General features: G+C 57.8%; 10 protein-coding genes and 1 pseudogene. 6 read left to right on the top strand and 5 right to left on the bottom strand.

Going from position 1 to position 11,654, the window contains the following annotated elements:
- Positions 1-3: 3 nt before the first annotated feature.
- Positions 4-1,119, bottom strand: a complete 1,116-nt coding sequence (locus YUU_RS0131320) for an FAD-binding oxidoreductase (RefSeq protein WP_027525900.1) — start codon at positions 1,117-1,119, stop codon at positions 4-6.
- Between the two features lie 123 nt (positions 1,120-1,242).
- Here YUU_RS0131320 and YUU_RS0131315 point away from each other — a divergent pair, with 123 nt between their 5' ends.
- Positions 1,243-2,109 (top strand): LysR substrate-binding domain-containing protein, encoded by an 867-nt coding sequence (locus tag YUU_RS0131315; protein WP_245288149.1) that lies wholly within the window; start codon positions 1,243-1,245, stop codon positions 2,107-2,109.
- 66 nt (positions 2,110-2,175) lie between these two features.
- On the opposite strand, the gene YUU_RS0131310 is transcribed toward YUU_RS0131315, so the two are convergent.
- On the bottom strand, positions 2,176-3,732 hold the full coding sequence (locus tag YUU_RS0131310; RefSeq protein ID WP_245288148.1) for an ABC transporter substrate-binding protein: 1,557 nt from the start codon (positions 3,730-3,732) through the stop codon (positions 2,176-2,178).
- Positions 3,733-4,783: 1,051 nt separating this feature from the next.
- On the opposite strand from YUU_RS0131310, the gene YUU_RS0131300 reads away from it, so the two are divergent.
- Positions 4,784-5,533 (top strand): SDR family oxidoreductase, encoded by a 750-nt coding sequence (locus YUU_RS0131300; protein WP_027525897.1) that lies wholly within the window; start codon positions 4,784-4,786, stop codon positions 5,531-5,533.
- A gap of 98 nt (positions 5,534-5,631) precedes the next feature.
- Positions 5,632-6,006 carry a DoxX family protein gene (locus YUU_RS0131295; protein ID WP_051389982.1) on the top strand — a complete coding sequence of 125 codons (375 nt, stop codon included), beginning with the start codon at positions 5,632-5,634 and terminating at the stop codon, positions 6,004-6,006.
- A gap of 203 nt (positions 6,007-6,209) precedes the next feature.
- On the opposite strand, the gene YUU_RS62810 is transcribed toward YUU_RS0131295, so the two are convergent.
- Positions 6,210-6,446 carry an IS110 family transposase gene (locus YUU_RS62810; RefSeq protein WP_027525895.1) on the bottom strand — a complete coding sequence of 79 codons (237 nt, stop codon included), beginning with the start codon at positions 6,444-6,446 and terminating at the stop codon, positions 6,210-6,212.
- A 275-nt stretch (positions 6,447-6,721) separates the two neighbouring features.
- Entirely contained in the window at positions 6,722-7,675 is a 954-nt protein-coding gene (locus tag YUU_RS0131280) for a LysR substrate-binding domain-containing protein (protein ID WP_051389981.1), read from the bottom strand.
- 226 nt (positions 7,676-7,901) lie between these two features.
- On the opposite strand from YUU_RS0131280, the gene YUU_RS60425 reads away from it, so the two are divergent.
- Both YUU_RS60425 and YUU_RS61500 read left to right on the top strand, forming a co-directional pair.
- Entirely contained in the window at positions 7,902-8,288 is a 387-nt protein-coding gene (locus YUU_RS60425) for a hypothetical protein (RefSeq protein WP_027525893.1), read from the top strand.
- Between the two features lie 375 nt (positions 8,289-8,663).
- A pseudogene (locus YUU_RS61500) lies at positions 8,664-8,833 on the top strand (IS630 family transposase); the annotation flags it as partial.
- Between the two features lie 39 nt (positions 8,834-8,872).
- Here YUU_RS61500 and YUU_RS0131270 read toward each other — a convergent pair.
- The gene (locus YUU_RS0131270) at positions 8,873-9,787 is read right to left on the bottom strand and encodes a YopJ family acetyltransferase (RefSeq protein WP_305728043.1); all 915 of its coding nucleotides are present in this window, start codon (positions 9,785-9,787) and stop codon (positions 8,873-8,875) included.
- A 906-nt stretch (positions 9,788-10,693) separates the two neighbouring features.
- On the opposite strand from YUU_RS0131270, the gene YUU_RS52365 reads away from it, so the two are divergent.
- Positions 10,694-11,227: a M20/M25/M40 family metallo-hydrolase gene (locus YUU_RS52365; RefSeq protein ID WP_371260522.1), complete on the top strand. Its 534-nt coding sequence runs from the start codon at positions 10,694-10,696 to the stop codon at positions 11,225-11,227.
- Positions 11,228-11,654: the final 427 nt, after the last annotated feature.

Genomic DNA, 11,654 nt, shown 5'->3' with positions numbered 1-11,654 from the left:
TGTTCACGCACACTTTTGAACATCGAATCTTCCATTTGAAAAAGCGGCCAGGTCGGTCGACAGCCTTCCTTCAAGCATTGCTGGAGCGACGATCGCAGCGTGAACCGCCGCAAGCGTCACTCCTGAGTGGCAGGCGGCAGCAAAGAGACCGGGATGGGCTGCGGATTCGGCGTAGATCGGACAACCGTCGGGAGGCATGACGCGAAAGCCGCTCCATTGACGGACCAGCTGCGCCGACGCCAGTGCCGGAATAATTCGTGTCGCCCGAAGGGCGAGCGTCGTCGCTGATGCAACGGTTACGCCCCGATCGGTGGCGTCTTCCTTTGTCGCGCCGATCATGACGGTACCGTCGGCCGTCTGCCGCAAGCCACTGCCGGGATAAGGCAGGAATGGCTGAAGCCGTTCGGTGACGAGAAGCTGACCGCGCTCGGAGCGCAGCGGGATTTTAAAGCCGATAGGGTCGGTCAGGGCAGGCGTCGCGAGACCTGCGGCAACCACAACGCGCGGCGCGGCATAGGTGCCAAGGGCCGCTTTCACGGTAAATCCTCTCGGTCCGGGCTCGATCGATTCCACGGTGTTGCGAAAAAGCATCTTTCCACCTGCGGCGACTATGCCGCGCTGCAGGGCTGCCAGAAGCTGCAATGGGTTTACGTGACCATCGGCCTCACAATAACTGGCGCCGACAACCTCCGGACCGAAGCCGACAGCCGGCATCATTCGTTCGAGCTCGCGGCGATCGACCATTCGCGTGTCGTTCCGCGGCACATAGTTGTGCGTCCGCTTGTTGAGCGCCTCGCGAGTTTCGTATTCAGCCTCGCTCAAGCAATAAATCATGCCGCCAGGTCGGGAATAGTCGACCTGCATCCCGATCGTTTCGGTCAACTCGCGAAGAAAGCCCGGCCAAAGGTCCGCACTCTGACGGCTCAGCTGATGGTATGCGGGGGCGTTCGATCCCTTTCCCTGAACCCAAACAAGACCAAAATTAGCGCGTGCCGCGCGCATGTCCTGATCGTGTCCATCAAGGACGATGACTTCTTGTCCCTGCTTGGCGCATCCATAGGCGAGGGCGGCTCCAACAACGGCTCCCCCAACAACGATAACGTCCGCGTCCACCCTCATCTCCATTGGTTATTGTCGAGCCTAGGAAGCGAGTGTAGAAAGTCAAAGTCGTTTAGTTCGATGGCGTATTCGCCGGGGTTATAACCAATGAGGGATCCGAGCCTGAGGCAACTCGAGGCACTCATGGCTGTCGTCGAAAGTGGCACCGTCAGCCGCGCTGCTGAACTCCTGAGAATCTCGCAGCCGGCAGCAAGTAAGCTCATCCAGGATCTGGAAGCTGATACGGGGCTGCAGCTGTTCGAGCGTGAGAGTGGCCGTCTGGTGCCGACCGGGCGGGGAATGCGTCTGTACGAAGAGGTCGAGCGCATCTTCGGCGGCGTGCGCCAATTGGCTCGCGCCGTGGACGCAATCCGGCGCGAGGAGCACGGTCACCTGCTGATCGGCGCCATGCCGGCATTGTCGGGCCCATTCATCACCCGCGTGGTCGCAGGATTCAAGGAGCGGCATCGGGATGTTTTTGTTTCCATCGAAGCTCGCAGCTCCCAGTTTCTCACGGAAGCCGTCCTGCTTCGTCGTGTCGATCTGGCTCTCGTAATCAGCGGCCTCGAACATTCGTCCGTTCAGGTCGAACGCGTAAAATGTCCGCCGGCCGTAGTGGCGCTGCCCCAGGGACACAGGCTTTCCGATCTGTCAGAGCTGTCTCCGATCGATCTCAAGGATGAACCCTTCATCGCATTCGCGCCGACGGGAACGATGCGCAGCAAGGTCGATGCCGCCTTTGAAAGGTTCGGCCTGAGGCCAAACATCGCCATCGAGGCAACGACCGCCCCGAATGTCGCCGAGCTCGTCGCGGCCGGATTGGGCGTGACCGTGGCCGACCCTTTGGCCCTGGAGCACGTTGCCGGTCGGATTATATCAAGGCCGTTTACGCCGGTCATCGACTTCGAGTACGTGCTTATCTGTCCGATCCGTGCGAGAAACAGCGATCTGGTCGCTGACTTCGCTGCAGAAGTACATGCCGCAGCAAAGACGCCAAAACTCACAGCATAGAGAAAGCCCGCCGACCTTGAACAATAATCGGAACTGCCTCCGGTAAGGTCAGGCGGGGAAAACCGTTCAGCGGTTGATCGTTGTTTGCTCGGTAATCGGGGGCGCCAGGTTCAAGGAGCCCTTGAGTTCGTAACCGTAGTTCAGGGCTTTGCTATGGACCCAGACCTGCATCAGGCTGAACAGGGGCACGCCGCACACCTGGTCGTAGATTTTCTTCTGAGCCGCGGACCAAAGTTTCAATCGCTCCTCGTCCGTCGTGGCTTTTCGCGCGGCCGCGATATCGGCATCGCCGGCGTCGCAATGTGCGAAGTTCGTCATCGCGGTGGGTTTTCCGATCGACGCACCCGAGTGGTAAAATTGGCTCAGATAGCTGTCTGCGACGGGAAATCGGGCAGCGCCATAAAAGACCACATCGCTCAGATCCTTGCGAATTTGTTCGTGATAGGTCGGATGATCGACGATCTGCATTTGCAGGTTGATCCCCGCTTCTGCCAACTGGGCCTGAATAACCTCCATGATGGGTTGCTGAGCGGAGTTGGATGAGACGACCGCCGACAAGGTGAAGCCGTTCTTGAAGCCGGCCTCCGCCAGCAGCTTTTTCGAAGCTTCAGGGTCGTATTTGTAGCTCCAGGTGCAGTCTTCGCCGAGATAGTCGTTCGGCACGACCGAGCAGCCCTTCACGGCTACCCCTGCGCCAACGAACTGGACGATCTGGTCGACATTGATCGCGTGAGCGATCGCTTCACGGACCTTGACGTTATCCAAAGGCTTGCGGGCCATGTTTATGAAGACGGTGCGATATTCGCCCGGGACGAAAATATCGACCGCGACATTATCCCAGGCTTTCGCCTGATCGACCCAGCGCTGCTCGCGCTTACCGAAAATCAGGTCGAGCTCGCCTGATCTGAAGGCAAGTTCACGGCTTGAATCCGAAGGAATAAGATCGATTCTGATGTCGTTGATTTTTGGGGCACCCCGGAAATAGCCAGGGAATGCTTTGAGATAGACTGACTGCTGCGTAACAGCCTTGTCGAACATGAACGGGCCCGTCCCGATCGGGTTTGCCTTGAATTTGGCGCCGAGCGCTTCGACGGCTTTTTTGCTGACAATGTTTCCGCCATGGTAGTTGGCCACGAGGCCCAAGAAGCCAGCAACGGGCTCGCTCAGCATGATACGCACGGTCAAGGGATCAATCGCCTCGATCGACTTGAAGGCGGCATAGTCGCTCGAGTAGGACGAGGTTTCGGGGTTCTTCGCACGCTGCAAGGAGAAGACGACATCGTCAGCTGTCAACGTCCCATACTCGCCGTGGAATTTGACATCCTTGCGAAGCTTGAACGTCCAGACTAGGCCGTCATCAGAGCTTGTCCAGCTCTCCGCCAGATCGGGTTCGATCTTGGTCGGGTCGGCGCCGCCGGGAACGAAGCGGACAAGGCCATTGAAAACCCAGGATACGATCGTCATGTCCTGGGTGTTGCTCGCCCTCGCAGGATCGAGCGTTGCGATATCAGCGGCGCTTACCCCAACCCGGAGCGATGCCGCGTTAACTCTCTCTGGTAATGCGAGCCAAAACGCCGAAGCTGCCAATACAGCAAGCATGCTTTTCCCAATCTTGTTGGCCAAGTTCCTCTCCATTCTTAATTTTCTGATCGAGTTATTGGAGTCTCCTATGCGTATCAAAGTCGATATTTTTGTAGGTGTATTCTCATGGATTATAGTTCGCCCTTGACCAGCATTCGGACTGCGCCTCTTGGATACAGCGCTCGGGGCCTCGCAGGGGGCGCGCTTCCAGTCCGGATGGGACTGGAACGGCTCGCTGCCCGGTCCGAGGATATCGGTGAACTCGCAGCTGGCTCGGGACCGACAAGGCGAAAATGCTGAAGCAAAAAGAGCTCGCCCCCTAGCCGCCCATTCTCGCGACCAAGACCCCTCCACGATGAAAGCGTCGGACCATTGGGTCTTTCGTCGGCTCGATCATCTCCAGCGCGAAGTATCTTGAAGGTTGCGCAACAGGGGCCGCCGGCGAGCGCCGATGCGACTCCGGACGCGAGGGCGCTCGCGCATGAGGCCTAAAAAACGCTTCCGGCATTTGCAAAGAGGATCTCGACGCGGCCATGCTTTCGCGCGACATGATCGCGGAGCGAAAGCGAGCCAGATTGCGCGAAAGGTGGTATTTTTGAGGGGTGAAAATGGAGCGGACGAGATCGTTTGCGTATCAGGACACATCAGCTTGTTCATGGCTTCCAAGTCATCTCTGTCGCGAGGTAGGCCACCGTTGCCACGGCTTCTCGGAAAGCGATCGCTGTCGGTGAAGCGCTAACTATTTGATCGTGAGCTACGGACGTAGGACCAATGCTGCCCGGCCACGCAGAATTGCTGCGCGTTCACAAGAGAACATGCCGAATTCTGGCGCCGATCTGCGATTCGATGTCACACGCTCGGCCTCGATCACTTCGCAACCTTTAGAACGAGCAAAAGCTGCTGCTCGCGCCGGTTCGACCAGATCGGGTTGGTCCACGCCATCCATTTCTGTATGCCGACATAGGAAATTAGGCGAGTGCTATTCTGTCTGTCCAAGGCAAAAGGAGCGCCAGAAATGTAGGAAAACAAATCAAGCTCCATAAATGGTGCAGTTCACATCGGGCACGCCAAAGGACGAAATAGGAGACGAAATATGGGAAAACTAGGCGGTAAGGTCGCTGTCATCACCGGCGGCAGCGATGGAATGGGACTGGCGACAGCCAAGCTGTTCGCACGCGAGGGCGCGAAGGTCATCATCACCGGGCGCGATCAGGCGAGGCTCGATGCCGCGGCGCAGGGCATCGGAAACGGCGCCGACGCGATCGGCTGCGATATTTCGAAGATGGCGGACATTGAAGCACTGCGTGCGTTTGTCGAGAGAAAGCACGGCCGTGTCGACATCATCTTCGCGAACGCCGGTGCGGCGCGACCGAACATGTTTGAACATATGTCGGAGGAAGAATTCGATTTCACGATCGCCTGTACCTTCAAGGGAACGTACTTCACGGTCCAGAAGCTCCTGCCGCTCATGACGTCCGGCGGCTCGATCGTCCTCAACACCACGACCCTGAGCACGAAGGGCATGCCCTATGTCAGCGTCTATTCGGCGGGCAAAGCTGCCGTTCGCTCGCTGGCACGCTCGCTCACGGCGGAACTCATCGATAAGGGCATACGAGTGAACGCCATGGCGCCCGGCTACATCGACACTGACCAAGCGCGCAAATCGGGTGTGAGTGAGGAGATGATCCAGCAGACCAAGACCCAAGTGCATGCCCAAATTCCGATGCACCGCAGCGGCACCGTCGATGAGATCGCAAAGGCCGTCCTGTTCCTGGCCTCCGATGACTCATCCTATCTGACAGGCAGCGAACTCTGCGTCGACGGCGGCTGGAACCAAGTCTGATAGTTCCTGCGACCAAGCACGACAAGGTCATCCGCTCTAGGCTGATGACCTTGCGGAATGGATTTGACCATCGCTCATTAGAATAGGCGTGTGATCGTATGTCTGAAGACTCTGTGCTGAAACCCGGGAAAACCAGTCTTTGGGTTCTGCGTGGCCTCATGGCCTTTGTTTTCATTGCTACCGGTGCGATGAAACTGGTGGCAACGCCCATGATGATTGAAGATTTCAACCATCTGGGCCTCTGGTTTATGTATTTCACTGGGGCTTTGGAGGTTATCGGTGGGGTTGGTGTTCTAGTGCCGCGTTTCTCTCCGTGGGCCGCCCTACTGCTGCTGGTGCCGATCGATATCGCAGCCTTCGTCCTGCAGTTGACGGTCTTTCATCACGACTGGATTCATCCAATCGTCTTCGGCCTGATCCTTTTTGGGATCATATATCTACAAAGGAGCGCTCTCCGCTCGAAGGCGAGCTGATCGGAGAGAACGATCCCTGACCGTCGATGACTCGTCCTGTCTAACAGGCACCGAACTCTGCGTTGACGGCGGCTGAAACCAAGTCTGACAAGCCGCGTGAAAACACAGAATGTCATTCGCCTGCAATATTGCAGGCGAATGACACTCCTTTGCGCCAACGACCGCCTAGGTCGTTTCTAGCTCTGGATTCGGCGACGGCCGTGTCAGCCCCGTGCACCGGTTTCTCGAAGCCCGATATGAAGAGGCCTCCTACCGCCAATCCATTCGCTCTCGCCAGGCTGATATTGGCGCGGCGTCAGCCCGAGGTACGGACCGACTTTGGTCGACGAAGTGAAGCGCTTCGGATTGTCGATGGCCGCCTTGAATGCGCGGGCCGTCATCGTGCCAATGCCAGACATGCGGCGCAGTGAAAGATCGATCGAGGCGACGCTGTCCGCCACTCGCGATAGCCATTTTTGTCGATCCGCACGTGATTGCCCAAACCATCACAGCAGTGATTTACGGAACGGTGCCGGCTTTCTGCGAACGGGTCATGTCCGCTGCCGCGCGCGCCGAGGCCGAAAGACAGCTCATGATTATGTTTCGTTCTTACCTTATCGCGAGCCGCAATGCAGAATAACGGAAGTTGCTGTAGAGAGCCGGGATACAGGCAGGGTTCGGTCGGTTCGATGCGCATATTGTACCCACTGGATACCCGCCAAGAGCCGCAGCGCTCTCAGGCACCGATGGATGCCGCCGATTCCTTGAGACATTCTCTGAATAAGCGTGCTGCAGGTGTCAGCAAAGACGAATCGCGCATCACGATTGATACGCGGGCCTTCGGTAGCTGCTGGGTATTCCCGAGCGGAGTTAACCCCCGTGCCGCCGCTCGGTTGCGAAACAACCAACCCGACACGATTCCTACCGCGTCTGCCTGCCGTACCAGTGGCAACAGCACAGCCAGTGTTTGGCAAACCATGATGTCCCGAGGCGGCGTTCCCTTGCTAGCCTCAAAGACACGTCTCAGCACCTCGGGCCCATAAGTGGGTACGACCCACATGCTGTCCGCGAGGCGGAGGATCGAGCGTGCTCGAACGAGTGGATGCTTGGCGCGCACGATAATGGCGAGCGGCATCTGAAACAAAAGCTCGCGCTCCCACTCGTCGGCTGCATCGCCTACCTCGCTGACCACCGCAAAATCAAAGAAGCCGCTCCTCCAGCGCTCATCCGTCGCAACCCAGGTCAATTCGTGAAGCTCGATCGCGACGCCCGGTCGCAACTTCCTGAACGCACTCACCGTCGGCGCCAATGCGTAGGTTGCCGCTGACGAGCTGACCGAAACGCATAGCTGCCCTCCTGTGCCGTCACGCAGCTGAGTGATCTCATCGTGCGTGCGCTGCACTTCGGCGAGAACCAGGTGAGCGCGACGGAGTAGTGCCGCACCTATCTCGGTCAAGCGCACGCCCGTGCTGCTGCGTAAGAATAGCGTTGTACTAATGCCGCGCTCAAGCTCGCGCACCGCATGCGTGATGGCCGGCTGTGTCAGCTGGAGTATGCGCGCAGCCTCGCGGACGCTACCGGCTTCTGCCACAGTTTTGAAGGCCCGCAGCTGGCGGAGGCTCATCTGCATAGAGGGTTCTTTTATGCGCATCTCCCCAAAGGTGTAAACGAGGTGATAGAGGAAATTCATACCGGTGCCTCGAAGTTTGTCTTTTCTTATATTCGGCTCCCCTTAGAGTATCGATGGAGATTGAACGTCCTTATCCCTCGGGCATCCATGAAACCTCGACATCGACTTTTCGCACTCGCTGCGGCCTAGCCTTCTGAGTAGCAGTGCTGCGAGCCAGCATGCGTCCGCGGCCTCTTCTGCACTGGCGCAGCAGGCACTGGCCTTCGCCGATGCATCCGAGGCCCAGGTGATCCAATGGCGACGCCATATTCATCAGCACGCCGAGCTTTCGTACCAGGAGGTGCACCCTGCGGCATACATTGCGGAGGCCCTCGCGAAGATGCCGGGCATCGAGATGCAGACTGGTATCGCGAAGACCGGCATCAAAGCAGTGTTGCGCGGTGGCAAGCCAGGCCCGGTGGTTGCGTTGCGCGCTGACATGGATGCGCTGCCAGTCGAGGAGCGTAGCGATGTGCCCTTCAAGTCCACCGCCCGGGGCGACTACCTCGGCAAGCCGACGCCGGTCGCTCATGCCTGCAGCCGGCTGAAGAACTGGGGCCCGGGCCAACGCCTAGCGGGGCATCTGCCATGGTCGAGGCCGGCGCACTCGACGACCCCAAGGTCGATGTCGTGATGGGGCAGCATATTAGTGCCGCTGCGCCATCGGGAACGATCGGCTACCGACAGGGTAGCCTCATGGCCAGCATCGACATCTTCAGGATTTCCCTCAAAGGCAAAGGTGGGCACGGCGCAATGCCTTGGCTCTCTAAGGATCCGACCCTAGCTAGTGGCTCTGCACAGTGATTTTGACGGGTTGCGTCCAGGGCAGTCAGATTGGCTCCAGGAGGCTTTTGGAATCAATGAGGGCCTCGATGCTGCGAGCTGTCCTCGGCTGCCTTCTGATGACGCCAGTTCGTTCCAGCATCAGCACCATTTGGTGAACCAAGGGGGCTGACTTGGTGAACCAAGGGGGCTGACGCGAAAATAGTATAGTCCTGCATCTCGCTTTCGGCCCGGGGGTCTCACGGGCAAGGAAGAAGCGCTGCTGGTGACAAACGCCTGCTCGAATCCTCCAAGCCGGCCGCTCCCGTTGGAACTGCTGGCAGGCAAATGGTCAAACTGACCGCGCATGAGATCCTGTCGTGCGAGACGGTGAGCCCCTGCCCAGCCGAGAATGAGTTCTCCAGCGCAGACCTATCGAGAGTAATTCCCCGCGGCCTATGTTGGGCTATCGGGCAGCATCCCGTCCAACGCGGTGCGGATTTTTGTTGCTCTCGACGTCTCTATAGATGCGCTATACCGGTGGGAGTCCCGTCTAACGGCAAAGGCTTCGAGGCGTTCGCTCAATGGCTCCGTTTTTGGGGCTCGCCTGCTAGTGCTCAAGTCTATTTCTTTAATGCGGGGTTGATGAGCTGCGACGTCTTCAATTGCTCCGCTGGAGTGCGAGTGCTTATAAAACAATGCCGGAAGAAACCTCTCCCCGTGGAATAGGTTGATTTGGGCATACTCCAGCATGGCGTCGGGCGAAGGCATGTAGGCGCTGCGATCGCCACTATTGTCCGCTATCGTTCCATGCCGATAAAGGTTGTCATGCCACTGGTCGAAGGTTTGCGCATGCCTGTATGCGGCTAGCGCAAACTGCATACTAAACATTACGCAGTCTGCAGCAGACTTCTGGGCACCGACATCGATAAAGGCCCACTTCGGCTCCGTTCCAAGCTGTTGTATCGATTGCTGCCGCAGTCCAAAATAGAAAGTTATGAACGTATAAAGGTTGGCTGGCTCCATCACGATGATGGTCGGAGCTGCACCCGCGCGCATCCGAACATCGGCGGAAACGTGGTGCATTTCACCGTCCTTCAGTCGCACGACAGCGCGCCAGGCGCAATCTGAGGACTGGTGGACCAGCGCAGCGAGAAACTGGGCGGGCGAATCTATGTGCCTAAGGTTAAGGTCCGAGGAGCGCTGGTTATAGCTGGCCGCCAATTGATGAAAATTGTCAATGTCCAACGACAGGAGTTGGTCGTCAGGCTGTTTGTTGGCAGACAAATAGGAAGCGACCTGCTGACCGTATTCCATCAGGCCAGATGAAAGTTGCGCTTGCCTCGCACGCTGCAGCGTTTGGGAGAGCAATTGGAGCTTCTCGCCAATGCGTGGGGCCTCGTCAGCGCTCGATGTAGTCCCGTCGTCGGTGGGGCGAGATGACCCTGGCGACTGGCGTTGAATGGATCGAGACTGGCTTGGCCGTAAGGACCGGACGTGAGCGGCAAATTCGGTCTCCTGAACGTATTGATCGTGCTGAGAGGTGTCATGACTTCCGCTCAGCCGAGAGATGCAGCCGCCCATTTCTATCCTCATCTGACCCGCGAGAAACAAACTATTCCGAGCTGTTTGACGTAGCTCGGATGAATATCCGTTCGAGCTGTTGCATGATGCTCAAGGCAGAATCGCCACCGAGAGATCCAACATTCTCAAACTACGATGGTTAGCTTTCGAGAAGCTGACGGGGGCAGAAAGTAGCGGTTATTGCAGAAGTGACGCTCCCCTCGATTGGAGTTCATGCTTACTGATCGGCAAAGTGCGCCTGCCGATCAGACCCAAATCGGGGCAGATCGAGCACTACGACTGTGAGTACCGGCACAAGGGCACCGCGAGCGTGTTCGTGATCTTGGATGTGTACAGCCTTTGGCACAGGGTGAAGGTCTCGTTCCACTACGGCCCCAAGCGCGCCAGCTGGATCTCATCGTGGAGAATGAGATCAGCGTTTCTGGTCCGCAAATACCCTCGATCAACGCATTGTGGACGGCGACGATCAAGGTGACACGCTCTCATCCTGAGAGTTGCGCCATAGCGGAACGCGCCCCGGACAAAATAGATGTTCACAACCGAGAAAGCCCGCGAACAAAATGGGCCGTACCTACCCAAAACCTATCGCCAAATCAGGCCGAGCTCAAAGTGTCAAAACCTCTGTGACGCGGTACTAGCCGCTGCTGAGATCACCTTGGCCTGCAAAATATCGTCAGCAATCAGACCAACCCGTTGGATGGACCGATTGTGGTGACGGTAGGCCAACTACAGGGCGGGAATCGCTTCAATATCCTGCCGGAGACTGCGGAGATCGCGGGTACCATCCGCTCGCTTTCGATAGGAAATCGAAAGATTGCTCAGGAGAGCGTTCGTCTTAAGGCCCAAAGGATTGCCGAGAGCTATGGAGTCACTGCCGAGGTGACCATCGAGAGTAGCTCTGGCTACGAGGTTCTGGTGAGCGATCCTGCCGCAACCAAGGCTGTGATCCCGGCGCTCGAAGCGGCAACAGGTCTCGGCAAGACCAGCGAGATTCGTCCTACCATGGGCTCCGAAGATTTCGGCTCGTTTGGATGGAACATTCCGGTGGTGTTCTGGATATTGAACGCCTCGCCCTTTTCAGATCGTGCTGGAGCTCCCTATCATGCACCGGAGTTCGCCATCGATGAAACCGCCTTGCGGGTTGGCGTGCGCGCACTGGTGGGAAGCGCCATGGCATACATGCTTCGGCCCGCGAGCGCGCCGACGTCGGAACGCCTCCAGAGATAGTGCGGTGGCGAGGACATCCACGTCGTAGGCCTCGATCAAGATCGTAACGATGCGCTGCCCACTATTGGTCGAAATGTCCGAGATCGCATTGATACGTCTGCAACGGCGGGGTGTAACTGGCGGCCTGGAGAGGCGGTTCTGGAGTAAAGGGATAGTTAGGAGCGGATACCGCGTTGTCCTGCCGACTGTCAGCTTGTCGAAGATTTTATTGCTCTTGAAGTGAATTCCGGCGCGGGGCGACCGCGTACGAGTCCCTCATAGAACACTGAATCAGTCGCGCCCTCGGTATTGATCAGGAGGACCGATACATCTCAGCCAAGCCCGATCTTCGCACGGTGATAGCTTGGGCGCTGATGTCGGCCAGGGTCTGCCAAACTTCGAAATAACCTCAAAAAGTGCAGGCCGACACCGCGAATAGCTCAATGGT

The organism is Bradyrhizobium sp. Ec3.3 (assembly GCF_000472925.1).
In the GTDB taxonomy this organism is placed as follows: Bacteria; Pseudomonadota; Alphaproteobacteria; order Rhizobiales; family Xanthobacteraceae; genus Bradyrhizobium.
The sequence above is the reverse complement of the archived record's forward strand: the minus strand, read 5'-3'. Positions and strand labels throughout refer to the sequence as shown.